25 protein-coding genes are annotated in these 24,031 nt (G+C 42.8%); 24 read left to right on the forward strand and 1 reads right to left on the reverse strand.

All coding sequences use genetic code 11. From position 1 onward, the window contains the following. Positions 1-10 precede the first annotated feature (10 nt). The 24 genes from MHH92_RS11990 to bglB all read left to right on the forward strand — a co-directional run bounded on the left by MHH92_RS11990 (position 11) and on the right by bglB (position 21,601). Complete coding sequence (locus MHH92_RS11990) at positions 11-1,063, forward strand: ABC transporter substrate-binding protein (RefSeq protein ID WP_340903871.1); 1,053 nt, start codon at positions 11-13, stop codon at positions 1,061-1,063. A gap of 218 nt (positions 1,064-1,281) precedes the next feature. Continuing rightward, positions 1,282-2,346, forward strand: a complete 1,065-nt coding sequence (locus MHH92_RS11995; RefSeq protein ID WP_340903873.1) for a polysaccharide deacetylase family protein — start codon at positions 1,282-1,284, stop codon at positions 2,344-2,346. Between the two features lie 191 nt (positions 2,347-2,537). Next, the gene (locus tag MHH92_RS12000) at positions 2,538-3,068 is read left to right on the forward strand and encodes an AAA family ATPase (RefSeq protein WP_340903874.1); all 531 of its coding nucleotides are present in this window, start codon (positions 2,538-2,540) and stop codon (positions 3,066-3,068) included. A gap of 61 nt (positions 3,069-3,129) precedes the next feature. Next, positions 3,130-3,324, forward strand: coding sequence for a DUF952 domain-containing protein (locus tag MHH92_RS30570; protein WP_354437437.1), 195 nt, complete (start codon positions 3,130-3,132; stop codon positions 3,322-3,324). A 74-nt stretch (positions 3,325-3,398) separates the two neighbouring features. Continuing rightward, the gene (locus MHH92_RS12005; protein WP_340907668.1) at positions 3,399-3,884 is read left to right on the forward strand and encodes a GNAT family N-acetyltransferase; all 486 of its coding nucleotides are present in this window, start codon (positions 3,399-3,401) and stop codon (positions 3,882-3,884) included. A gap of 12 nt (positions 3,885-3,896) precedes the next feature. Continuing rightward, a complete protein-coding gene (locus MHH92_RS12010) occupies positions 3,897-4,427 on the forward strand; it encodes an AAA family ATPase (protein ID WP_340903875.1) in 531 nt (176 codons plus the stop codon). A 48-nt stretch (positions 4,428-4,475) separates the two neighbouring features. Continuing rightward, positions 4,476-4,679 (forward strand): DUF2691 family protein, encoded by a 204-nt coding sequence (locus tag MHH92_RS12015; protein ID WP_340903876.1) that lies wholly within the window; start codon positions 4,476-4,478, stop codon positions 4,677-4,679. Next, positions 4,648-4,944: a DUF2691 family protein gene (locus MHH92_RS12020; protein ID WP_340903877.1), complete on the forward strand. Its 297-nt coding sequence runs from the start codon at positions 4,648-4,650 to the stop codon at positions 4,942-4,944. The genes MHH92_RS12015 and MHH92_RS12020 overlap by 32 nt, the downstream gene beginning before the upstream one ends. 448 nt (positions 4,945-5,392) lie before the next feature. Then, positions 5,393-5,917: a GNAT family N-acetyltransferase gene (locus tag MHH92_RS12025; protein ID WP_340903878.1), complete on the forward strand. Its 525-nt coding sequence runs from the start codon at positions 5,393-5,395 to the stop codon at positions 5,915-5,917. Positions 5,918-5,919: 2 nt separating this feature from the next. After that, positions 5,920-6,486, forward strand: coding sequence for a GNAT family N-acetyltransferase (locus tag MHH92_RS12030; protein ID WP_340903880.1), 567 nt, complete (start codon positions 5,920-5,922; stop codon positions 6,484-6,486). 582 nt (positions 6,487-7,068) lie between these two features. Beyond that, the gene (locus tag MHH92_RS12035) at positions 7,069-7,527 is read left to right on the forward strand and encodes a GNAT family N-acetyltransferase (RefSeq protein ID WP_340903881.1); all 459 of its coding nucleotides are present in this window, start codon (positions 7,069-7,071) and stop codon (positions 7,525-7,527) included. A 610-nt stretch (positions 7,528-8,137) separates the two neighbouring features. After that, positions 8,138-8,671, forward strand: coding sequence for a GNAT family N-acetyltransferase (locus MHH92_RS12040; RefSeq protein ID WP_340903882.1), 534 nt, complete (start codon positions 8,138-8,140; stop codon positions 8,669-8,671). A 165-nt stretch (positions 8,672-8,836) separates the two neighbouring features. Further along, positions 8,837-9,865, forward strand: coding sequence for an alpha/beta fold hydrolase (locus tag MHH92_RS12045; protein WP_340903883.1), 1,029 nt, complete (start codon positions 8,837-8,839; stop codon positions 9,863-9,865). A gap of 26 nt (positions 9,866-9,891) precedes the next feature. Beyond that, positions 9,892-10,308 carry a hypothetical protein gene (locus MHH92_RS12050; RefSeq protein ID WP_253507730.1) on the forward strand — a complete coding sequence of 139 codons (417 nt, stop codon included), beginning with the start codon at positions 9,892-9,894 and terminating at the stop codon, positions 10,306-10,308. 207 nt (positions 10,309-10,515) lie between these two features. After that, complete coding sequence (locus MHH92_RS12055) at positions 10,516-11,703, forward strand: glycoside hydrolase family 5 protein (protein ID WP_340903885.1); 1,188 nt, start codon at positions 10,516-10,518, stop codon at positions 11,701-11,703. Between the two features lie 204 nt (positions 11,704-11,907). Further along, positions 11,908-12,447, forward strand: a complete 540-nt coding sequence (locus MHH92_RS12060) for a GNAT family N-acetyltransferase (RefSeq protein WP_340032731.1) — start codon at positions 11,908-11,910, stop codon at positions 12,445-12,447. A 166-nt stretch (positions 12,448-12,613) separates the two neighbouring features. Then, positions 12,614-12,889 carry a hypothetical protein gene (locus MHH92_RS12065; protein ID WP_076249712.1) on the forward strand — a complete coding sequence of 92 codons (276 nt, stop codon included), beginning with the start codon at positions 12,614-12,616 and terminating at the stop codon, positions 12,887-12,889. Between the two features lie 11 nt (positions 12,890-12,900). Further along, positions 12,901-13,701, forward strand: coding sequence for a phosphotransferase (locus MHH92_RS12070; RefSeq protein WP_076249711.1), 801 nt, complete (start codon positions 12,901-12,903; stop codon positions 13,699-13,701). A gap of 236 nt (positions 13,702-13,937) precedes the next feature. Beyond that, a complete protein-coding gene (locus MHH92_RS12075; protein WP_036609061.1) occupies positions 13,938-14,819 on the forward strand; it encodes an AraC family transcriptional regulator in 882 nt (293 codons plus the stop codon). A 22-nt stretch (positions 14,820-14,841) separates the two neighbouring features. Continuing rightward, entirely contained in the window at positions 14,842-16,113 is a 1,272-nt protein-coding gene (locus MHH92_RS12080) for an ABC transporter substrate-binding protein (RefSeq protein ID WP_340903886.1), read from the forward strand. Positions 16,114-16,204: 91 nt separating this feature from the next. Continuing rightward, positions 16,205-17,110 (forward strand): carbohydrate ABC transporter permease, encoded by a 906-nt coding sequence (locus MHH92_RS12085; protein WP_340903887.1) that lies wholly within the window; start codon positions 16,205-16,207, stop codon positions 17,108-17,110. After that, positions 17,110-17,934, forward strand: coding sequence for a carbohydrate ABC transporter permease (locus MHH92_RS12090; RefSeq protein WP_036609056.1), 825 nt, complete (start codon positions 17,110-17,112; stop codon positions 17,932-17,934). Before MHH92_RS12085 ends, MHH92_RS12090 begins: the two co-directional genes overlap by 1 nt. A gap of 5 nt (positions 17,935-17,939) precedes the next feature. Continuing rightward, positions 17,940-20,495 (forward strand): hypothetical protein, encoded by a 2,556-nt coding sequence (locus MHH92_RS12095; RefSeq protein ID WP_340903890.1) that lies wholly within the window; start codon positions 17,940-17,942, stop codon positions 20,493-20,495. Between the two features lie 35 nt (positions 20,496-20,530). Continuing rightward, the gene (bglB, locus tag MHH92_RS12100; RefSeq protein WP_340903892.1) at positions 20,531-21,601 is read left to right on the forward strand and encodes a beta-galactosidase BglB; all 1,071 of its coding nucleotides are present in this window, start codon (positions 20,531-20,533) and stop codon (positions 21,599-21,601) included. Between the two features lie 59 nt (positions 21,602-21,660). On the opposite strand, the gene MHH92_RS12105 is transcribed toward bglB, so the two are convergent. Further along, positions 21,661-23,910, reverse strand: coding sequence for an FAD-dependent oxidoreductase (locus MHH92_RS12105; RefSeq protein WP_340903893.1), 2,250 nt, complete (start codon positions 23,908-23,910; stop codon positions 21,661-21,663). Between the last annotated feature and the right edge of the window lie 121 nt (positions 23,911-24,031).

Genomic DNA, 24,031 nt, shown 5'->3' on the forward strand with positions numbered 1-24,031 from the left:
GGATACGTGAGTGAGAAGACATGTGAACTGGTTGTGTTTGTTCATTCTACTGCTGCTTGTCGGCTGCACAACCCCTGAGTCTGAATCTGTTCCTCCTCCCATCTCGTCTAACAACTTAGAAACTCTTCCCTCCGTTGAGGAATGGATGGAATCAGCGGTAGCAAGGGATACCTCTACGAAACCGATTGTCTTGGGTTTTTCACAACTGGGCAGAGAGAGTGCCTGGCGTCTGGCAAACTCCACGTCTATTCGGAATGCTGCGGCTGAATCGGGAATCTCCCTTGTAATAAAAAATGCAGAACAGTCTCAGACGAAACAGTTCGAGGCTGTTCGGTCGTTCATCAGGCAAAAGGTGGATGTCATTGCCATTGCACCGGTCGTGGAATCGGGCTGGGATGGTATTCTTCAGGAGGCAAGGGATGCAGGTATACCCGTAATTATCGTAGACCGGTCAGTTGATGTCAAAGACACTTCACTTTTTGTGACAACGATTGGATCGGACTTTTATGAGGAAGGTGTGAAGGCCGGGAAGTACGTTCAGGATCGGATGCGAAATCATCCGGGTTTGATACGGATTGCCGAACTGCAAGGCACGAGTGGTTCTACACCCTCTATCCAGCGTGGCGAGGGCTTTAGAAGCATTTTCGAAACCAGAGCAGATATCATTTTCTCACAAAGTGCTCCTGCCGATTTTACGGAGGACAATGGGAAACAAGTCATGAAAGAATTCCTTCAGGTCCCGGAAGACAAACGGCCGCAGGTTCTTTTTGCCCATAATGATGAAATGGCTTTTGGCGCTATACAAGCGATAGAAGAAGTTGGGCTGAAGCCGGGAGAAGACATTATCATTGTCTCGGTGGACGGTTCCCGCAAAGCACTTGAAATTCTGGCGAGTGGGAAAATCAACGCTGTGGTGGAATGTAACCCGCTGCTTGGTCCCCAGCTTATGCAGGCTACAAAAGAAATTATTGCAGGGCGTACACTGCCGAAGCGCATGGTGCCTCCGGAGGATATTTTTACACAGGAGAGTGCTAAACGGGAGATGTACAACAGGCGATTCTAGAATAAGTGAATAAATAGAACATTTTGGATAAAATTCAATTTACTTTAAATAAACTTATCGTTTATACTGAACTCACCTTGAACTAAAAGCTCTTCTCTATGAGAAAGGACGTAGCGGATTACATACTTTTGAAAGCGCTTTTTTCGAGGGGAGCGTTCGATAAAGAGAGGGAGTGTAGAAGGTAGTATGCTGTGAATATATTATAAGGAGGTAATTTTATGTTCAAAGTTAAGCTGGCAAAAGCGGTAATATCTCTCGCACTTTTCGGTACCTTGTTTTCTATTCCGGGGGTGCCTGATGCTCGTGCTGCAGATGCAAGTTGTCCGAATGGTTATGTAGGTCTGACCTTTGATGATGGCCCATCTGGAAATACAACAAACATGCTTAACGCGTTGAAGCAGGCTGGCTTACGGGCAACGATGTTCAATGTTGGACAAAATGCACAAAATAATAAATCTCTGGTTACTGCACAAGTAGCAGCTGGTATGTGGATTGGCAATCATTCCTACACACATCCAAACATGACTACATTAAACAGTTCTCAGATGTCGTCAGAGATTACTCGGACACAACAGACGATCCAGTCTATTACCGGAAGTTCACCTAAACTGTTCAGACCTCCTTACGGTGCGACAAATGCGACCTTGAAATCCGTTGTGAGCCAAAACGGTCTGAAGGAAGTACTGTGGAACGTAGATTCCCAAGAATGGAATGGTGCCAGCGCAACCCAGATTGTAGCAGCTGTGAATACGATGAAAAGTGGTGACGTTATACTAATGCATGATCAGAACCAGACGACACTTCAGGCCATTCCGCAGATTGCACAAAATCTGAAGAATCGCGGCCTTTGCTCCGGGATGATCTCATCAACTACCGGTCGGGCAGTCGCACCCGATAATAGCACTACTAATCCCCCGAGTAACGGAACAAAAGTGGAAGCTGAGAACATGACCAAAGGTGGACAATACACCGGCAATATCAGTTCTCCTTTCAATGGTGTGGTCCTTTATGCCAACAATGATTTGGTTAAATACACTCAGAATTTTGCAACGAGCACTCATAATTTCTCGCTTCGTGGAGCTTCAAACAATGCCAACATGGCTAGAGTTGATTTGAAGATTGGCGGACAGACGAAGGGAACCTTTTACTTTGGCGGAAGCGCTCCAGCGGTTTATACCCTTAATAATATCAGTCATGGGACGGGAAATCAGGTCATTGAGTTGGTTGTAACAGCCGATGACGGGACATGGGACATATATATCGATTACTTGGAAATACATTAACAAGCTCAAGGTTGATTGAAAAATAATGCACTATGATGAAATCCCGTTGGGTTGACCCAATGGGTTATCATCATGTCTTTTGCCATTTTGTAACACAAAAGTGGAAGGAAAACATTTATAATGGATGAAATTGTATATGAGAAGAATTGTTTCTATTGAAAAATTTCATTGAATGGGAGTGAAAGGATCAAATGATCATCATGATTAATGGAGCGTTTGGTTCGGGAAAAACTTCTGCAGCAGAAGCACTTCAGCCCTTAATTGCAAACAGCATGATCTACGATCCTGAAGAAATAGGTTATATGCTGAGAAAACTTCTTCCGGAGAATTGTAGAGAGGAAAGGGAACGTACGGATGATTTTCAAGATATCGATCTATGGAAAATTCTAACCGTAAAGACGGCTAAAGAAGTAAAGCAGAAATACAACAAACACTTAATTATCCCCATGACCATCTATAAAGAGGAAAACTTTCATTACATTTATAACGGGTTGAAAGAGATCGATCAGGACATTCATCATTTTTGCTTAACGGCTACACAAGAGACGATTTATCATCGTTTGGCTAAACGAGGGGATGAATATGGAGGCTGGCAATATCAACAAGCACCAAAGTGTGTTGAAGCTTTCAAGGATGAACAATTTCAAACTCGCATTATTACCGATCATCTGGTGACTAGTGAAATCATAGAACTCATATTGAAAAAGGTCCTATCCAAATAATTATCATTTTTTAATAGGAGGGTTTTATGATGATGATTGTACATTTGCTCTCGAGAAAAGAGTGGGAAGCCGCGTTGATCAATGGGATTCTAAAATAAAATCAGAAGTTATATGGGAAGATCTGTATAATGAAGGCAGGGAATATCCTCATATTTACGGTGAATTAAATCTAGACGCGGTACTTCATACATATGATTTTGAGCCTAATACAGAAGGGCGATTTTCGCTACCTCCTGATTTAGAGAACATGCGGTGATGTCGGATTTCTTAGATAGACAATGGTATTGTTGAAGAAAATGAACAGATGAGGGTGGATCTTAATTGACTACAGTGACTTTTGAAGAGGTAACCGAACAGCATCTCCCTGAAATTAGAGTGATTTATAACTATTATGTAATGAATACAACGATTTCGTTTCATACGGAGGAATTAGATCTTGATCAGATTAAATCCACTGTGATGAACGAGGATACGCGGTATAAAACTTACGTAATTCTTGAAAACAATCAAATGATGGGCTATGTTCTGATCACCCAATATAAGAGTAAACAGGCATATGACATTTGCGGTGAAGTCACAATATATTTAAAGCCCGATATTTTGGGAAAAGGCTTGGGGAAACAAGCACTACGTTTTATTGAGAAGATTGCAAAAGAACAAGGATTCCATACCTTAATTGCGACGATTTGCATGGAGAATACAAGAAGTAAATCATTATTCGAGAGAAATGGTTATGAACAATGTGCTCTGTTTAAAGAGATTGGATATAAATTCGATAGAAAGCTGGATATCGGAAGTTTCCAAAAGATATTGTAAGGAGAATAGAGAATGAGTAGAAACCTATATATTATATCTGGCCCCCCTGGAGTAGGGAAATCTACAACTTCCAAGCTGCTGGTTCAGACTTTAGATAAAAGTGCCTACATTTCTGGAGATGCGGTTAGTCACTTTCCGGTCAAAGGGCGAGGTAAACCCTGGCTTGATAAGGATACAAACGACTTAACTTGGAAAAATATATCTAGTCTAGTGAAAAACTTATTGGATTATAAATACGATGTAGTGCTGGACTATGTGGCCTTTCCGGAGGACATTGATGGATTAATGACAGAATTGGCAGACTATGATGTTCGCATAATCTATGTTGTATTAATGGTTGATCGTCAAACCATTATTCGTAGAGACCGTCTAAGAGCAGAGGAGTATCAAATGAAAGAAAGAAGTATAATTCTGCTGGCTGACTTTGAAAATCATCCGGATCTGAGAGTAGATAACGAGCTGTATACTAATCATTTTACAGAAGAACAACTACCTGAAATAGTAAGTGAAATTATAAATAATGAGAAGTATCGATTGAAATAACTGTACTGTTATTATGCTTCGAATTGAAAATGATAAGAGGGTGAGCAGATGAACAGAGGAGTACGTTTTGAAATACCAAATGCCTATGGTCGCTTTCTTGGGGAGATTTTAAAACCAATGGAGGTATCTAATTTCGATTGGTTTATTGGTGAGGAGGAGTCCTATTTCGTTGTTGATGATACGTTAGGGGATAGTCTTTTTCCAAATATTGATTATTGGTATGAATGGAGAAGAATTACAGAAGATTATTGATAACAACGAGTATTATTTAATATTTGCGAATTTAAAAGCATTTCCAAAAGGCACACAAGTAACAGATGTAATCACCTATGAAGATTATGTGGAGAGTGAGTGTCAGATGGTTCTTCTTGTGATTGATAGTATCTACGTCACGGTTTATTGTAAAGATCTAGAAAAAGTCGAGGAATTATATAATCATATAAATAGACAGGGATTTGAATCTCTCGCATATTTAACGGATGAGAATGATACGAGGACAATACTATCGGTCTGGTGATAAAGAAACTTGGGATTAACTGCTAACGTTTGATAGACCATCCCATGCATACGTTGATATCCAGTAACATAGCGATTAGTTTAGGTTTTAAGCGCTAACAAACCTGATACGTCTTATTCGGGAATTTGAAACGCCCTCCGAAATCTAAGGAATCTGAGACACGCTATACCAGAAAAAATAGCCTTTTGTAGCGTTTTTGTCAGATGATTTTGAGAAATAAGATGTCTCATGTTCCTTACAATTTTAAAAGAGGACGTGAAGGCCGAATAAGATGTCCTGTGTTCCTTAGAAAATCGCCCGGCCATTCGCCAGCATCAGTCACTCTGAACTTCAGCAATTTTCGGACGGTAAGCTGGCACCCATCACTGTTTACTTGCCTGAGTTTGAAGACACACTCTAGTCCGTTTCCCCATGATATTTGAATGTTTATGAATACGATTACATCTTTATGAATGAAGAAGGAGTTGAGAGGAAGATGGAGACAGAACGACTTATATTTCGGAAATATACCAAAAATGATTTTGATTTACTTTTTGAGATGACATGTGAGCCAAATATGATGAAATTTATAAGACATGGAGGACCCTGGACGAAGGAAGAAACCATGCAAAGCCTGGAAAAGTTCATCAACTGGAATAAAGACGATAAGGGGTTGTTCCTCGCATTCAATAAAGAGGATAACCAGTTAGTTGGAACCTCTGGACTGATCCCTCAAATCATTGAAGGCACTGATGAGCTTGAAGTTGGTTACTGGGTTATAGAGCAATACTGGGGAATGGGTTACGGATATGAACAAGCAAAAGCGTGGAAAGAATATGGCATGGATCACTTGAAGCAGAAAAGATTAATATCGTTAATTCAACATGGCAATGTGGGTTCTATGAAAGTCGCGCAAAAGAATGGCATGAAACACGAGAAGGACGTAGACATAATAGGGAAAAATGTAGCAGTGTACTCGATTGAGGTGAAGTGAATATGACTCCTTTTCCTGAACTTGAAAACAAAGGACTGCTGTTAAGAGAGATTAAACAGAGTGATTCCCAAGACATATTTCATATTTTTTCTTCAGATGAAGTTACAAGATTCTACGATGTAGAAAGTTTTAAGAATACAAAACAAGCAGAAGAACTCATACAAAGATGGACTGAACAATTCGAGAATGGTCAGGTTATCCGCTGGGGAATTGCTTTGAAATCGGACAACAGAATTATTGGAACATGCGGATTTCATGGTTGGATGAAACAACATCATAAAGCTGTGATGGGATATGAGTTAGCACCGGAGTTCTGGCGGCAGGGTTACATGACCGAGGTAACTCAGAAAATCGTTGAATATGGATTCAAGAACCTTGAATTAAACAGAATTGAAGCATTTGTAGAGCCAGAGAACGCGGGATCAAGAAAGTTGCTTGAGAAAGTTGGTTTCAGTGAAGAAGGAATATTGAAAGAATATTATTATTGGAAAAATCGATTTGTTGATAATGTTATCTATGCATTTTTGAAGAAAGAATATGAGTCCAACGGATGTAAGCTAACAGACTGATGAACAAAGACGACAGATCGCCAGGAGAATGTATGAGAATACGAATTATTGGATCTTGCGGTAGTGGGAAATCAACATTAGCCAAAGAATTGTCGGATAAATACGGTAATCCTTCCTATGAATTAGACAATCTCATATGGGACAGAAGCGCCGAAAATCTGAGATATCCTGAAAGTGTTAGGGATGACTCGATCCAATCTATTATCAGTTCAGAGGCTTGGATTATAGAAGGAGTGCAGTGCAAAGATTGGACCATTAAGTCCATCCAGGAAGCGGATTTGATTTTTGTATTAGCTCCAAATGTTTTCATTAGAGATTATCGGATTATAAAAAGGTTTGTATTGTCCAGACTGGGTTTGCAACCGTGGAATTACAAGCAGTCTAGATGATTGTGAAATGGAACCATCAATATAATATAGAAGAAGTTATATGTACAATTAACAAAAACCATAAGACTGCAACAATCACGAAGAATAAAAAACAAGCGATACAGTTGATTGAACATCATTTGGAAGTGGTTGTAAGTGAAATTGAAAAGAACTTTAGAATCAAACAAGGATTGTCGAAAGAGGAGATGCAGTGGTGAATATAAGAATACAACCAGTCACCCGAGAGAATTGGGAAGAGGCGCTGAAGATCTCTTTGTATGAACACCAATTGTCATTAGTTCCATCCGTTATTGAGGGGATCGCTTACGCTTATATAAAACCGTGGGATGAAGCATTTGATCCTTACGTACTTGAGATCGATGGTAAGATATTTGGTTTCTTTTATCTGAGTTATACGCCAGATAGTACAGATAATTACTGGATTGGTGGTTTTCAAATCGATAAATCCTATCAAGGAAAAGGAATGGGAAAGCGCGCTATAAGAGCCATTCTAGATTACATTACAAAACAGCATCCGTTGTGCAAGGTTATTTCATTAACGGTTGAACGTGATAACGAAATAGCACAGCATTTGTATAAGAGCATGTCCTTCATTAGTGAGAACAGAACCAATTCATATGATGAAGTGATCTACAGGTTGGCAATAGAATGATAGACCCAGCATTTCAGAGGGCAATATATCTTTGTTAACCAAAAGCGAGGATTGGTTGCGGTATTCACAACGATTATATCCGATGATAGCTTGTTACCACTTCAATGGTTTAACAATTATATATTGAAAGAATAGTTGTTTATGGGAGAGATAACATGAGCCACTGGTTTGATCTAGATGAACTTGATCCGGAGTTAATCAAATTTGCAGTTGTGATCGCTATGAGTTACCTGAAATTAAAATAAGCTAGTTTTAGTTGGAGGAACTCTGTTTTGAAACTAAAGGAGATGAAAAGAACTAGTGAATAAGAATAAGGGACTCATCATGTCACTATTACTTTTATTGATTTTAATTTTGTTATGGAATTCCTTTCGAACTTCAATTTTTGAAGCAGTTACTGTTCAAAAGATTAATGAAAATGAAATGACTGTAATTAATTTTAATAATCTTGAAAGAACAATAGCCGTTCCAATGGATATGTCAAAACTAATTGAAGAGAACAAGGAATACACTATTTTGTACGATAAAAGGGTCTTTGATAAATACAGACTTCGATCAATAAAGCCATAGGATCTTAGAAATAACATGGGGAAGGAGAGATGCAACAATCATGATAACGTATAGAACGTTGACCCTTGATGATATGAATCAGCTGCAGGAAATAGATCGCTCGGAACATATTGATCTCATTTATGAAATGAGAGAGAACCGATTGGTTGAACTTGAACAAAATCATGAATGCTCAAACTGGGATGAGATGCTTTTGAAGGAGATTCAAAATCGATATGTGTATGAATTAGAACAAGGTGGCATGGCATATGGCGCGTTTGCTGACGATCAATTAATCGGATTTGGTGTGCTGGCACATCAATATAGAGGAAAAGAACGAAATCAATTACAAGTTGACTTGATGTATGTCTCACGCGGGTACAGAAGACAAGGTATTGGAAAACGTATTCTAAATGAGTTAGGTGAAGAGGCTAAGAAACGTGGTGCACAGTATCTGTATATCTCCTCCACAGAGACGAAATCAGCGGTATCCTTTTATAGAAGTCAGGGCAGTCAGATTGCAAGTGAGATTGATCAAGAACTCTATGACAAAGAGCCGAAAGATATACATATTATAAAGGAGCTGGGCACATGACAACGGTTGGGATACTTGGAACCATTCATACGTATCGTAGGAGCCGATCACAATTACATATTCCAAGAAGAGCTGGTGAAAGAACCCGTTGAATTGTTATATCCGTTACGATAAAGGAACCGTTGGTAGAATTACAAATGAAACTTATTATTTAAGGAGCATTACATGCGCAAAAAAATACGTAAAACACTCAAATACAGCATACTTAGTATTATTTTAATAGTTATAGTAGCTCTGATATTTCCCACATGGACACCCAAAATTAAAGGTGAAAACAGCATCAGCATGTTAGAGCAGGTCGAAATTAACGGTACAGGACATGAAGTCATGATCAGGGGTGTTGATCGGACTAACCCTATCCTGATTTTTGTGCATGGCGGGCCGGGATGCTCGGAGATTCCATACGTAAGGAAGTATCAGAAAGAGCTTGAGCAACACTTCACGGTGGTGCATTACGATCAACGTGGGAGTGGAAAGTCCTATCACTTTTTTGAAGATTACTCGAATCTCACAACAGATGTATTAGTAGATGATTTGTTAGCGTTAAGGGATTATGTATCTAAGGAGTTAGGTCAAGAGAAGGTTATATTAATCGGTCATTCATTTGGTACATACATCGGGATGAAAGCGGCGGCTAAAGCACCTGCTCAGTTTCACGCTTATATAGGGATTGGACAGATGGCTAATACACTTCAGAGCGAACTGGAAAGTTTGGAGTACACGTACGAGCAAGCGAAACAAGCCGGTAATGAAGATGATGTTAAAAAACTGGAGCTAATCCGTAGCTCCATCGAGCAAGGAAAGGAACTTACGCCTAGAATTTTCTTGCAAAAGTACGGTGGTGCAGCCAGACTAATCAACGAGAATAGAGATTATATTTCAGGATTCCTTTTAAATCCCGAATATAATGGGCTGGATATGATTCGCTTTTATTCAGGGATGTTCAGTTCACAAGACATCTTACTGAGGGAAGCATTTGATCAAAATTTACCTGATATTGTTGATCATCTGGAGATTCCTACCTATTTTGTAACGGGTAAATATGATTATATGACCACTGCAAATGCAGCACGTGATTATTTTGACGTATTGGATGCACCGATCAAAGACTTCATTGTATTCAACGAGTCGGCGCATTACCCACAGTTTGAAGAGAAAGAAAAATTCGTAAAGTGGTTAAATGAGCTATTTTAATATGCATTGAGAGGAGCAAGATCATATTGTTAAATGAATTCATTGAGCTTGAAGAAGAGAGTGATGAGAGTTACCGGTGTTACACTCTGCAAAATACTGTGCAAATATTTAAACATTGCATACAGGATGAGGATTTAAATGACTTTCGAATATATGTGTCCACTAATACACCGTTAGATTCAATTGTTCATAAAATAGAAGATTACATTAAGTGGTTTTCAACTTGTGAGACTGTCTTTCGAGATTATTATGAGAATGAACTTCAGGAAAAAGTACATCAGAATTGGTTTAATGAGATTGAAGTCTATCGTGTGGATATCACATTTAACAGTATAGCCGATTACGGCGCAACAATATCTTGCGGAGATCATATTTTGCGCGATCACATTATGATTATTGATTTTGATAGAGAACAAATCCAAGCAATCCACTTAAACGGATAGATGGATTATTTTGTAGTAAATAGTCACAAAAAACAATAAATATATCGCTTTATTTTCCATAAATGTGTTATTATGTTGGTGTTGGACGAAGAATTCATTTGTTTGATCGATAGAGAGAGGAGGCACGTATTCTCGAATCATTCAATCTGTATGCATAGATTAACTGCACTGCTTGTTAAAAATAATAGAATAAGCGGAGGTATGGTTATGTTCAAAAAATGGAAGAAATTTGGCATCAGCAGCTTGGCACTGGTATTGGTGGCTGCGGTAGCCTTTACGGGATGGAGCGCTAAAGCATCAGCAGCGGACGCTTCGCAAATAGTGTCTGAGATGGGTGCAGGATGGAATCTCGGCAATCAGCTGGAAGCAGCGGTGAACGGTACACCGAATGAGACAGCTTGGGGCAATCCTACGGTAACTCCAGAGTTAATCAAAAAGGTAAAAGCGGCAGGCTTCAAATCCATTCGTATTCCCGTTTCCTATTTGAGTAACATTGGAAGCGCTCCCAATTATACAATCAATACGGCATGGCTGAATCGAATTCAGCAAGTCGTGGATTATGCGTACAATGAAGGTCTGTATGTGATCATCAATATTCATGGTGATGGGTTTAATTCCGTACAGGGTGGATGGCTACTCGTGAATGGTGGTGATCAGACTGCCATTAAGGAAAAATATAAGAAAGTGTGGCAGCAGATTGCCACCAAGTTTAGCAACTACAATGACCGCCTTATTTTTGAATCCATGAACGAAGTATTCGATGGTAACTATGGCAATCCAAACTCGGCGTATTACGCCAATCTGAACGCATACAATCAAATCTTCGTGGATACGGTTCGTCAGACTGGAGGTAACAACAATGCCAGATGGTTGCTGATTCCAGGATGGAATACCAATATTGACTACACTGTTGGTAATTATGGCTTTGCTCTTCCAACAGATAATTACAGATCCTCAGCTATTCCTAGTTCGCAGAAGAGAATCATGATCTCAGCACACTATTACTCTCCGTGGGATTTTGCAGGTGAGGAAAACGGTAATATCACACAGTGGGGTGCAACTTCTACGAACCCTGCCAAGAAGTCTACTTGGGGCCAAGAGGATTATCTTGAATCGCAGTTTAAGTCCATGTACGACAAATTTGTAACTCAGGGCTATCCTGTAGTGATTGGTGAGTTCGGTTCTATTGATAAAACGTCCTACGATTCCAGCAACAATGTATATCGTGCTGCATACGCCAAAGCAGTTACCGCAAAAGCTAAAAAATACAAAATGGTTCCTGTTTATTGGGATAACGGGCATAACGGTCAACATGGATTCGCCTTGTTTAACCGTTCAAACAAAACCGTGACGCAGCAAAATATCATTAATGCCATCATGCAAGGTATGCAATAAATTACTGTCTGGCTGTATCCGTGTAAACGGCGTGTTCCTGTAAAAGGGACATGCCGTTTTTTTGTGCTACCGGAGATGAAGATGAACAACATTTACCAATGCATTTTACATAAGCCACATACAGAATTCATTAAATCCCACAATAGCTTTTATATACTTAATTTGCTTGATATAGCGGACTAAAAGGACTAGGTGGTAGACAGAATGTTAAAAAAACGTGATTTGCAGGAATGCCTTTCACTGTACAGCTTAATGATGGACCCCGCAGTTTCTCCTTACGTTCGTTATCAATGCCAATCGTATGAAGAATATCTATTCCTGACCAAACAATTGATGGTCGAAGAAGAGCAAAAGACAGTGATTTCCCGAACGATTTTGAATGAAACAGGGCAGCCTATTGGAACCATTGATCTATATCATATTGAGCATCAAACCGGTTTTTTAGCCACATGGATTGGTTCACCGTTTTTTGGAAATGGGTATAGCCAAAGAGCCAAATCAGCCTTTTTTGTTGAATTGTTTCTGGAACATGGGATTGAAACGGTATTTATGAAGATTCGCAAGCAGAATATAAGATCCAGAAAAGCAGTACAAAAACTGCCTTATGTGAAGTTAGCCAATGATGTGTATCCAGATGTATATCAACGGATTAATTTGAATGAACAGATGTATGATCTGTATTATGTTGAACGGTCAGCCTTTTTCGAAAATAGTATGGATCTGCACCAAGTGGTAGCTACGTAACTTATTCAGAGAGCGTCAACAGCGGCGTCAGTGATGACGCCGCTATTTGATATAATGATATAGGAACGGACCGTTAATATAACATGCAGGAATATAGACTAGAGAATCGAAAGACATTAAGTAGATAACCTCATAAAAAGTGGACGGTTAATCAAGGAGGCATGAAATGAATAATATTAACAAGATTTTGGGTGTAGTCCTCATGCTTGGCAGTGTGTTTATTTCAACGATGGACAGAATTTCAATACGAGTCTCTGTCGCTATAGTAGAAGCAGGATATGCGTCAGGAGGGACGAACGTACCCCAGTTTGCTCAGATGAACGAGCATCCAACAGGTTTACTCGTATACTTCATGTTTTTTGTTGGATTCATACTATTGGTGGCGGGATTCCCGGGGAGTTATAAGAAAAATCGTAATCATGGGTATAACAAGGAAGTTTAGCTTGAGGAGGGATGAAAGTGGCCCAACAGGAGGAAGTGTTATCAGGAGGTAATGTGAATCAGGTCGTCAGAATAGGTGAGACGGTTCGCCGGCATGTGAAGCCAAATCCATATGTGGTTGAACTGCTTTTACATCTCGAAAAAGTTGGTTATGATCATGCCCCTCGATTTCTGGGAATAGATGAACAGGGGAGAGAAACGCTCTCTTACCTCGAAGGCATCGTTCCAGGCAATGACTACCCTGATCTAGAAGAGTATATGTGGTCAGACGAATCTTTGATTGAAGTAGCAAAACTGTTGAGAAGTTACCATGATGCGACCATTGGATTTACAACAACATCAGTATCAACGAACAGATATCCAGGCATAACAGAAGATGAAGTTGTATGTCATAACGATTTTGCGCCGTATAATGTGGTGTACAAGGATGGCCGTCCTCAAGGCATTATTGATTTTGATATGGCGGGTCCGGGTCCGCGAATGTGGGATATCGCCTATGTCTTGTATACGTCCGTTCCACTCGCAAATTTCTCACCAGAGATGGACGGAAAGGGTGTAATGCCATACGTCAGCCAGGCACACGGAACTGTTCGAAAAGAACGGATTGCCTTATTCATGGCTACGTACGGGCTGAGTGTTCCAGCAGATTTGAAGGATTGGGTCATATCACGTATCCGTTTCATGTGTAAAACACTGACTGATCGTGCGGCTGATGGAGATGTCGCTTTTATGAAGATGGTCGAAGAGGGGCATCTGGCCCACTATGAGAAAGAAGTCATTTTTCTTGAAAACCATTGGGATGAATGGGTTTGAAAGGTAATGCTAATGGACCGCGTGATAGCCTACGGGCTGGACAGCGGTTTTTTTGTTTTCATCTTTCAAATCCCTATAAATTCCTTTCTAATCATTTTCAACAATTGTGATCAACAATACAGCAATATAGTTCAGATTAGATCGAAATAACTGTGATACAATTCATTGTAAAGCGCTATCATTGTAAATTATTAAACTATATTGCTTTTTATATTCTGGGAAGGGAGATCTTACTGATGCTAACCATACACACCCCGACGAATATTGCTTTGCAGGAAAATGAAGTTTATGTGCGATCAGAAGCAGATAATTTTCAGGATGAATGGCCTGTTCATACGCATAATGGGTATGAGATACATTATTTTATTCAAGGAGATGCAACCTTTTTAATCGGTGACCGAATATATAAGCCGCTGCCTGGAGATATGTTTATATTCAGAGGCGGTGTGCCCCACCGAATCAATCCTTCAAGAGAAATGGTGTACAAGCGAAGTTTTGTCAATTTCACGGAATTATTGCTTTTGGACATGCTTGCTGTCAGTCAGTTGGAGAATCTGATGTCCATATTCCGTCATCCCAATGGGTTATTGGTGCATTGGCCTCCGGAGGAGCGTGAGTATATCACAGCTATATTTAAGGGAATCAAGGAGGAGATGGGGGCAGGAAATACAGGGTACAAAACAATGGTCAAATTAAGTCTTACCCAATTGCTACTGCGGATTTACCGGAAAACAACCAGTGAGCAATCCGCCAATCCTATCTTATGTTCTTCCCAGAAGCAAACAAGCGTAAGCCGGGTTCTTCATTATTTAAACCAGAACTACACGGAGAATGTTTCATTGGATGAACTGTCCAAAACGCTCCATTTGAATAAATACTACATTTGTCATTCTTTCAAAGAGACGACGGGATATACCATAAGCAACTATGTTATACGGAAAAGAGTTGCAGAGGCCAAAAAATTGTTGCTGTCTACGGATGCACCGATTTTGTCCATATCTGAGACGCTAGGTTTTAACACACCTGTATATTTTAGCAGGGCCTTTAAACAATATGTGGGTGTATCACCACAGTTATTCCGTAAAAGTGAATTGCTCAACGAAGCCAAAATTCATTAGAACCTTCCAAGGAGATGTTGATATGACAAGAAGAACAACGTTTAAGCTCATCACTAGCATGGTATTGGTCATGTTACTCATCGTATTGACTGCTTGCGGAAATTCAGGTACCAATGCTAATCCAAAACAAACAACCCTGGATTTCCTGTGGTTCTCTGACGGAAAAGAAGGAGAAGTCATCAAGGAAATCATTAAAGATTATGAGCAGACCAATACCAAGGTTAAAATCAACCTGATTGAAGTTGGCTTCAAGGATATCCAAACCAAATTAAAAACAATGTTATCCGGTGGAAAGCCACCTGCCCTGAGCCGGGTCACGGATACCGGATCATTTGCTAATCAGGCGGTTGATCTGACACCTTACGTGGACAATGCGGACCAATTCGAGGATCAATTTATTGACTCACTTAAACCTTATTATGTTATTAATGACAAGCTGGTAGCGGCGCCTATGGATGTTACAGCAAATGGGCTTATTTATAACAAAACCTTATTTGATAAAGCGGGCGTCAAAGTACCGACCTCTCCTGACCAGGTATGGACGTGGGATGAATACACAGCTGCGTTAAAAGAGGTTATGGACAAAGGCGGAGCACGTTATGGCATGGTATGGGATGTCACACCGCATAGATGGTCCACTCTTTTGTATCAGAATGGCGGAAGCATCTTAACAGAGGATGGCACTGTAGCAGCGATTAACAGTGAAGCCGGAATCCGTAGCATGGAGCAGTTCAAGCAGCTTCATCAAGAAGGGATCATGCCCGAATCCGTATGGCTCGGAGGGGAAAATCCGAACAACCTGTTCCGTTCCGGGACGGTGGCTACCCACTGGGCTGGCAACTGGATGATCAGCAATTACAAGGATATCACCGATTTTGAATGGGGAGTCACCTATATGCCAAAAGGAACACAACGTTCTTCAGTACCAGGCGGGAAGTTTCTGATGGCTTTCAAAGGCAGCGGATATGAGCAGGAGGCGGCAGAATTTATTGAATACTTAACGTCCAAAGAAGTGAATTCAAAATATAACCAAGAATCATTGTTTATGAGTCCGCGGAAGGACAGCTCTGTATTGAATTATGAATTCGGCAAGGAGATGTTTGAAATTTTCGCGGATGAACTGAAGAACAGTTCGCCTCTTGCAGCTAATGACTGGTCCAGACAGACCATTATATCCAAAATTTCAACGGACCTGAAAAATAATATTGTTGAGGTTTTATCCGATAAGGCAACTCCGCAGGAGGCATTGGATCGAACAGCCAAGCTGATTAACGAGGCTATTGGCAGTCAATAAACGTAAAGCGCTTTGGTTAATTCGTATACGGGGGCTTACCGATTCCTGTGAAGCCTCCCTTTCGAATAACGCATAAGGAAGGGGCAAGCAGATGAGTGAAGGACAACGATTAAACAAAAATACGCTGGCAAAACAGAATAGGAAGCTCGTTATTGCTCCTTATCTGTTTATACTACCCAACCTCCTGATCTTTGGAACTTTTATCGTATTTCCCTCTTTATTGGGCCTCTATTATTCCTTTCATGTCTATGATGGATTGAACCCAATGAAGTTCAACGGGCTGGATAATTATATCAAAATTATAGGGGATCGGGAATTTTGGTCGACCATCGGACGAACGGGGATTTATGCAGCGATTGTTGTCCCGCTAATATATGCAGCAGCGTTAGGAATTGCTTTGTTGCTTGCGCGCGAGATTAGAATGCGCGGGTTCTTCAGGGCTGTATTTTACTGGCCGACCATGATTTCCTACATTATCGTAGGATTGACCTGGAAGTGGATTTTCGGAGATTCATTTGGCATTTTGAATCATCTGTTAACCGTGGTTGGTGTGGAACCTGTCGGCTTTTTAACCTCTTCCTTTTGGGCAAATACGGCTGTAATCATCGCGACGGTATGGTCACGTGCAGGCTTTTTCATGGTCATTTTTATCGCGGGTTTGCAGGCTATACCTACGGATTATTATGAGGCTGCCCACTTGGACGGGGCAACGGGAATGAAGGTGTTCCGCTATATCACGCTCCCGCTCTTGAAGCCTACAAGCTTGCTTGTTGTTATGCTGACTCTGATTGACGCGTTCAAAGCATTTCCACTTATGTTTGCGCTTACAGGTGGTGGGCCGGGCAAAGATACCACCTATATTGTTCAATATATTTATGAGATTGGCTTTAACAGACAGGAGCTCGGTCTGGCCAGTGCCATGTCGGTGATACTGTTTATCCTTATTGGTGGATTCTCGGCTCTGCAATTCCGTCTATCGAAAGGAGGGGCTACGTAATGGTAATGAAGCCTATGGTCAAAATCTTCATCTACAGTCTGTTAAGTGTTGCCGCAGTGGTGTGGCTCCTGCCTGTCCTGTGGGTCGTGATTTCTTCTCTAAAAACGAATAGCGATCTGTACAGCTTCCCTCCCAAGTTATGGCCGCAGCCAATCACCTTCGAGCATTTCAAGGAGGCATTCAGTAAAGGCGATTTTGGCTTGTATTTTATGAATAGTACGATCGTAACTGTAAGCTCAACGCTGCTACTGTTATTGATTAACTCCATGGCAGGTTTTGCATTGGCGAAATATCGCTTCCGCGGAAGCGCGATCATATTAATTGCTTTTGTCTCAACACTCATGATTCCGATTGAGGTAATTATGATCCCTATATTCAAAGTGCTGAGTGCACTGGGGTTGTATAATAGCCTACTCGCGATTATTATCCCGCCAGCAGCAACCCCAACAGGTGTGTTCCTTATGCGGCAGTATTTGTTGTCCGTACCGGACGAGCTGTTGGAAGCTGCCCGGATGGATGGAGCGGGCGAATGGAAAATTTACTGGAGCATTATTCTTCCGATAGCGAAGCCGATTCTTGCGGTGCTTGCAATCTTCTCCTTCATGTGGAGATGGGATGATTTTGTATGGCCGTTAATTGCGATTAGTGATCCATCGAAATATACGATTCAGCTTGCACTCTCTAATTTTATTGGTGAATACAACGTGGATTGGGGAAGTTTGCTTGCGATGTCCGTCATCACGATGCTTCCGGTACTGATTGTTTTTATGGTTTTCCAGCGGTATTTTGTCAGCGGTATGATTACTTCAGGAATGAAAGGATGAGTTGAATGTCAGATACCACCCGGAGTGGGATGGATACCTTGAATTATAAACCTATGAAATTAGGTCACAATCAGGTCATTAATCATTGGATGATCAGCGGCATATATACAAAGCCTGTTGCCTTTGTTCCAACAACGATGGAGGGAGATATTAATGATTGGCTTATCGATGGTTTTGCCATTCATGAGAATCCATGCAGAAAGGAATTTGTAGAACATAGGAGAACGCAGCCTGTGAACAGATTTTTTGATCAATGGAGCGAGTTTCCTAGCCCGGGAGACGATTTCGTTGGAGAAGAGAACGGAATGCCTTGGGCACTGTATTCTCCTTGGAATAATCCACGTGTGGAGCAATCAGGATTTTGGTTTGTACCGACACATCTGCGCAGTTACGCGGCTACAAGACTCATTTCTCCGACTGCTCATACCGCTTCTTTGCGGATTAAGACCTATGGCAGTCTGACGTTGTGGGTGAATGGGGAAATGGTAACGGATTTTGCGCCACTCATGCGTAACAAGGAGCAGGAAATCGTAATTAAAGCTGAACTTTTAGCTGGAATTAATGAGATCTATGCCTGCTGGGAGGATCTGGCTGAGCGGGATACCATGTATGCTTTTGCGTTGGAATATCTGGGAGACGAGGAATTGGTGATTTCCCTGCCTATTGCTCCTCATTTGGCTGAGTCTGTAAAATCCGCAGAGCAAGCCCTCGAACAGGCTTATTTTCCTTCGGATCTCTTCAGAGGTGAGCAGATTAAGCTCAAGCTGCCGCTTCCCTTGCCGGATATCGTTAGAGAGGTTGATATTCAGTATGGCAATTTTTTTGACGGTACCGAAAACAAGACGATACACATCGCCGAAAAGGAAACGGATTTGGTCCTGGCACATACGAATCAACTCGGTCATCATTACGTATATTTCACGCTGGCTATTTCAGTTTCAAATGTTGTACTAACCAAGAAGTTTGGCTGCCAATCCTATGATACGAGCTATGATGAGGCTGCTCAGCAAGCTGCGGATATTGAAGCCCGCAAATCCCTGGCTCTGCGATGCATTGCCGAGAAGGGCAGTTCCAATATTCATAAGGCCATCGCCATGCTCAAAACAGGAGGTAATCTGCAAGAAGCGGAGAACATTTTGCTTGAGGGTGTGGAAGGGATTGAGCAACGGAAGGATTGCAGTGACTTCTATCTGGTGGGACTGTTCCGTCTTTGGAGAGATGAGCGAAATAGCGGTCTGTTCAGTGAATCGTTCTGGGATCGGGTAAAAGCAAGCATTCTGGGCTATCGGTATTGGATAGATGAACCTGGCGATGATGTAATGTGGTTCTTCAGTGAGAACCATGCCTTGTTGTTCCATACGAATGAACTGTTAGCCGGACAGCTGTTTGGGGATGAAGTGTTCAGCAACAGTGGTGAATCCGGTGAAGTACACCGTCAAAAAGCAGAGCAGAGGCTTGCATTATGGTTTGAGCGCTTTTTGGATGAAGGATTGGCAGAATGGAATTCAAGTGCATACATTCCAATTGATGCGGTTGGGTTATTGCATATCTATGAATTTGCCCATAATGAACAGCTCAGACAGCAAGCCAAAAAGGCAATGGACCTGTTATTCTATTATATTACCGTTCAGATGCATCAAGGAGTCTTGTCCACAACGTTTGGGCGCAGCTATGAGAAGGAACTGCTGGGTGGTTATGCAGCGGGAACCACTTCAATGTGCTGGATCGCTTATGGCGTTGGCAATGTAAACAATTATTCAATAAGCAATGTTGCCTTGAGTTTATCCGATTACAGTCCTCCAGCAGAATATCAGGAGCATCTGTTGCTCGGGGACAATCAGCAGTTGGTGTTCGCTAATCAGCAGGGCAAGGGAGGTTATGCCAAGCTTTATCATTGTCGGACCAGGGAATACTCCTTATCCTCAATCATTCGCTTTCGTCCAGGCAAGCCAGGTTATCAGGAGCATGTCCAGCATTTATCTCTGTCACCTGAGGCGCTGATCTGGGTGAATCATCCGGCAGAAATATACAAGCATGGGGATGGTCGACCTTGCTTCTGGGCTGGGAATGGGATATTGCCCGATGTTGTTCAGCATGAGGGGATCGCTTTGATGATGTTTGATATTCCTGCGGATCACAACTCTGACTGGACACATGCTTATTTTCCTACTCACTCCTTCACGGAATGGGTAAGGCATGAGAACTGGCATTTTGCTCGTTTGGATAAGGGTTATGCAGCTATATATGCGGCCAATGGGACGAGTATGGAGAGCAGCGGGGTGACAAGAGAACGTGAGCTTATTTCACCTGGCTTGCGTAACGCCTGGATTATAAGAGCAGGAAGCGAACAGCAATTCGGGTCATTTGACGCTTTTATCAACCAAGTTCGTTCTGCAACCCCGCAATTCGATAATCAAGCTTTAACTCTCACTCTAACAGACCCGGTATATGGTCCAATTCAATGGGGAATGAACAAGCCTTTTCTTATTAAAGAAGAGGAAATTATACACGAAGGTTATGGAGTGAAGGGACAACTGAAGTTACTGGACATGGAGCGCTGAATCGTGTGTAAGAAACCAAGGGAGTGATAACCAACATGCTGAATCAAATGGTGCTGCAGGAGAGAATAAGCAAGGTATCCCAAGCGATGGAGTCTATGAAAAACACAAGCATCAATGAACAGTTTCCCATCGGACTAATCGACATACATCTATGGGAATGGCCGCAAGGTGTCGGTCTGTATGGCTTGCTTCAGCTCCATGAGGCAACGAAAGATCCTAAAGTGCTGGAATTTCTCGAATCATGGTACAATGCAAGGCTGATGGAAGGATTACCGGAAAAAAATGTGAACACCTGCGCTCCGCTCCTTACTTTGATCTCATTATGCGAGCTGACCGGAAACAAGGAGTACGAACAGGTCTGTGAGGAGTGGAGCAGTTGGATCATGGATGGACTGCTGCGAACCGGAGATGGTGCGTTTCAACATATGATCACGGGAGATGCCAATGATGGTCAAATTCTGATTGATACCCTGTTTATGACGGTGCTATTTTTGGCCAAGGCAGGGGTATACTTCAAGAAACCCGACATGGTGGAAGAAGCTAAACGACAATTCCTTGTGCATATCAAATATCTATACAACAAGAAAACCGGATTGTTCTATCATGGCTGGGATTTCAATGAAAATCATAACTATGGTGCTGTTCATTGGGGAAGAGGCAATGCATGGTATACGGCGGGAGTTATGGATTTCCTGAATATCATTCCGATTGAAGACGGGCTAAAAGCCTATCTATTGGATACAGCAACCGCTCAAGTCAGAGCACTGAGCAAGCTTCAGGGTGAGGATGGCATGTGGCACACTGTGCTGGATGATCCAACCTCTTACAAAGAAACCTCGGCAACAGCAGCGATTGGATACGGCATTCTTAAGGGAATCCGGTATGGATACCTGGATGAATCCTATCGCCAGAATGGCTTGAGTGCGCTTGAAGCGGTGTTGAAACATATTGATGATCACGGAGTTGTACAGCAGGTGTCCTATGGTACACCTGTGGGGCAGGATGCTCAGTTTTATAAAGATATAGCGATCAGTCCGATGGGTTATGGACAAGCACTTACGTTGTTTATCCTGATTGAGGGATTGCGGGTTCCAACCGCTGAATAGAAGAAGGCATACTTGTACGGAGGATGGGGGATACAGTTTCCTGTATCCTCCTTTTTGTTTTAGTAAGCTCGAATCTCGATTAATTCGGCATATCTGCTGCCATTTGTGGCATCAATTATGATTCTCAGAGCCTGAGCTAACACAGGGACATCCAGGGAATGAATAACTTTTCTTTTGTGATTTTCTTGGACACTTGCGACTTGTGTCCATTCGCCAGCCGGAGTCAGTACCTCCACGTGATAATCACGCACCAGCTCAGGCATCACACGGAATGTTGTGTGATGGTGATGTAAATTAACCAGATCCTCGTTCACATCATCATTAAACGTCAAGTGCAATTCAGCCAAGGTTTGTGGCTCTTCCCATGTCAGTTGTACCCATTCTGGCTTCCCAGACTGCACCGGCTGCGACATCCACTGCTGTGGCCCACCGTAAGGGCGATGATAACCGTTGATCGTGTTGTCCGCTGAATAGGCCGAAGTCTCAGAGAGGGTACGACAGCAGAATGGCTGACGCGCCAACCCCTGCATGGACCATAATACAACAGGCTGATCCGTGGCATGATCCTCCAGATTTTTGGACACGTGGTTTTCTTCTGTTTTGAAGAAGATCAGCACCCCGCTGTGTGCTTCTGTCGAATGATAGAGTGAGACGGCTTTATTGGAGCGGATGATTATAAAAGCATTCTGTGGTTCTTCCGGTCGCCATTCGAGCGGCAGCTTCACCCACTGCGCAGTTCCTGCTGTAACGTTAACAGTCGCCGTAACTTGTAACGAATGCGGGACGTAGTTCTCCTTACGCCCCGTATCCCACAGCTCTACCGTCAGCGCGGTATCGCTGGATGCATCCAGCAGCAGCTCCAGGCCGCTGAGCATTGGATGCACAGGCAGCAGCAGGGCAACATCCGTACCCAGCGGGTACGTCTCGCCAGGCTGCTCAAGAGCGATGCCCATCAGCGTGCTGGAGGCTGTAGCCTTGGCACGCCGGGCCAGATCCAGCTCATCGTGGCTGCGCACCCCGATGATGGAAGCGTCCTGCCGCAGTAACGTCTGCTGCAGTACCGCCAGATGCCTCGCGTGCAGCTCGCGCGGCGACACCCCCATGGACGCGCAGAGCGCCGCGCCCGTACCCGCGGCTTCGCCGATGACCGCGCATGTTGCCATGACGCGCGTTGTGCCGAAGGCGACATGTGATGCACTGATGTCTCGCCCGGCCATGAGCATATTCCGCACATTTGCGGAATACAACGAGCGGAACGGCACGTGATATACGCCATCGGCATGCATATGCTTCGAGCCACTCGCTTCGGCGTACATGCCCTGCGGGGGATGCAGGTCAATGGACCAGCCGCCAAAGGCAACGGCATCCGGGAACTCCCGCTGGCTGATAATATCATTCTGGGTGAGCACATAGTCACCCGTGAAGCGACGGTACTCCCTTTTGCCAGGCAGAGAACCAATCCACTCCAGCGTCATATGATCTGCATCAAACTTGCCGGAGTTCTTGATATAGTCCCAGATCCCGTAGATCACGGACCACAGTTCATCACGGATCAGCTCATTGTCATGAACGGTGTCATGTTCACCGCCCCATTCAATCCACCAATAATGACAACCGGAATCCCCGCTGCGAATGACCCGGCGAATCGGAATGCTGGTCTGTGTAATATCCTTGGCAAAAGAAGGCGGGATATAACGGACAGGCGCACCAGCATCCTTGGTATAAAAGAGGAGTGTACTGCCCAGCGTGATCTGATCAGCCACCTCTGGTGCCCACTCTTCGCCATACTCGCTGCGGGCTTCCCGGCCGAGTGCAAACTTGGCTCCAGCCAGAAAGCCTACCAATCCATCACCCGTACAGTCCAGATAGATCTGACTTTCGAATCGGATTTTGCGCTCAGAACCCATCATCCAGCCAGTGACAGAGGTGATCTTTCGTTCATCCCCATCGCCAGTAGCCTCGACTTCATGTACATCCGTGTTCAGGTACAGGCTGATGTTGGATTCAGCTCGAACGGCTTCCAGAATGATTAAGTCCCAGAGATAGGGATTGCCCTCCGGATTACGATACTGATTCTCTACAAACAATTCCCCCATAATACCCGTTTCCCGGGCATAACGGTTAATCCCGTGGGCGGTGGCACCGCACACCCAGACCCGAACCTCGCTGCTGGAATTGCCGCCAAGCACGGGGCGGTTCTGCACCAGCGCAACCTGCTGCCCCATGCGGGCAGCGGCTATCGCGGCGCATACACCAGCAAGTCCTCCGCCGATGACGGTGATGTCGTATTGTACATGCTCTTGTTTCATATCTGTGACCTCCTTAACTGAAGTTAGATCCACCTTGACTGCAACTACATATCTATAATTTCATCTTAGATTTATATATTCACTTTTTAAATGCACTATACTATCATCAAACATATACTTT

Origin of the sequence: Paenibacillus sp. FSL M7-1414, from assembly GCF_038003195.1 — a bacterium.
GTDB classification, from domain to species: domain Bacteria; phylum Bacillota; class Bacilli; order Paenibacillales; family Paenibacillaceae; genus Paenibacillus; species Paenibacillus amylolyticus.

Bases quoted from the DNA above. Each gene is read 5' to 3' on its own strand.
- MHH92_RS12080 (WP_340903886.1), top strand. From the start codon at position 14,842: ATGACAAGAAGAACAACGTTTAAGCTCATCACTAGCATGGTATTGGTC.
- MHH92_RS12085 (WP_340903887.1), top strand. From the start codon at position 16,205: ATGAGTGAAGGACAACGATTAAACAAAAATACGCTGGCAAAACAGAAT.
- MHH92_RS12015 (WP_340903876.1), top strand. From the start codon at position 4,476: ATGAACAGAGGAGTACGTTTTGAAATACCAAATGCCTATGGTCGCTTT.
- MHH92_RS12010 (WP_340903875.1), top strand. From the start codon at position 3,897: ATGAGTAGAAACCTATATATTATATCTGGCCCCCCTGGAGTAGGGAAA.
- MHH92_RS12020 (WP_340903877.1), top strand. From the start codon at position 4,648: ATGAATGGAGAAGAATTACAGAAGATTATTGATAACAACGAGTATTAT.
- MHH92_RS12070 (WP_076249711.1), top strand. From the start codon at position 12,901: ATGAAAGTGGCCCAACAGGAGGAAGTGTTATCAGGAGGTAATGTGAAT.
- MHH92_RS12045 (WP_340903883.1), top strand. From the start codon at position 8,837: ATGCGCAAAAAAATACGTAAAACACTCAAATACAGCATACTTAGTATT.
- MHH92_RS12090 (WP_036609056.1), top strand. From the start codon at position 17,110: ATGGTAATGAAGCCTATGGTCAAAATCTTCATCTACAGTCTGTTAAGT.
- MHH92_RS12095 (WP_340903890.1), top strand. From the start codon at position 17,940: ATGTCAGATACCACCCGGAGTGGGATGGATACCTTGAATTATAAACCT.
- MHH92_RS12030 (WP_340903880.1), top strand. From the start codon at position 5,920: ATGACTCCTTTTCCTGAACTTGAAAACAAAGGACTGCTGTTAAGAGAG.
- bglB (WP_340903892.1), top strand. From the start codon at position 20,531: ATGCTGAATCAAATGGTGCTGCAGGAGAGAATAAGCAAGGTATCCCAA.
- MHH92_RS12065 (WP_076249712.1), top strand. From the start codon at position 12,614: ATGAATAATATTAACAAGATTTTGGGTGTAGTCCTCATGCTTGGCAGT.
- MHH92_RS11995 (WP_340903873.1), top strand. From the start codon at position 1,282: ATGTTCAAAGTTAAGCTGGCAAAAGCGGTAATATCTCTCGCACTTTTC.
- MHH92_RS12075 (WP_036609061.1), top strand. From the start codon at position 13,938: ATGCTAACCATACACACCCCGACGAATATTGCTTTGCAGGAAAATGAA.
- MHH92_RS12025 (WP_340903878.1), top strand. From the start codon at position 5,393: ATGAATGAAGAAGGAGTTGAGAGGAAGATGGAGACAGAACGACTTATA.
- MHH92_RS12040 (WP_340903882.1), top strand. From the start codon at position 8,138: ATGATAACGTATAGAACGTTGACCCTTGATGATATGAATCAGCTGCAG.
- MHH92_RS12055 (WP_340903885.1), top strand. From the start codon at position 10,516: ATGTTCAAAAAATGGAAGAAATTTGGCATCAGCAGCTTGGCACTGGTA.
- MHH92_RS12060 (WP_340032731.1), top strand. From the start codon at position 11,908: ATGTTAAAAAAACGTGATTTGCAGGAATGCCTTTCACTGTACAGCTTA.
- MHH92_RS12105 (WP_340903893.1), bottom strand. From the start codon at position 23,910: ATGAAACAAGAGCATGTACAATACGACATCACCGTCATCGGCGGAGGA.
- MHH92_RS12000 (WP_340903874.1), top strand. From the start codon at position 2,538: ATGATCATCATGATTAATGGAGCGTTTGGTTCGGGAAAAACTTCTGCA.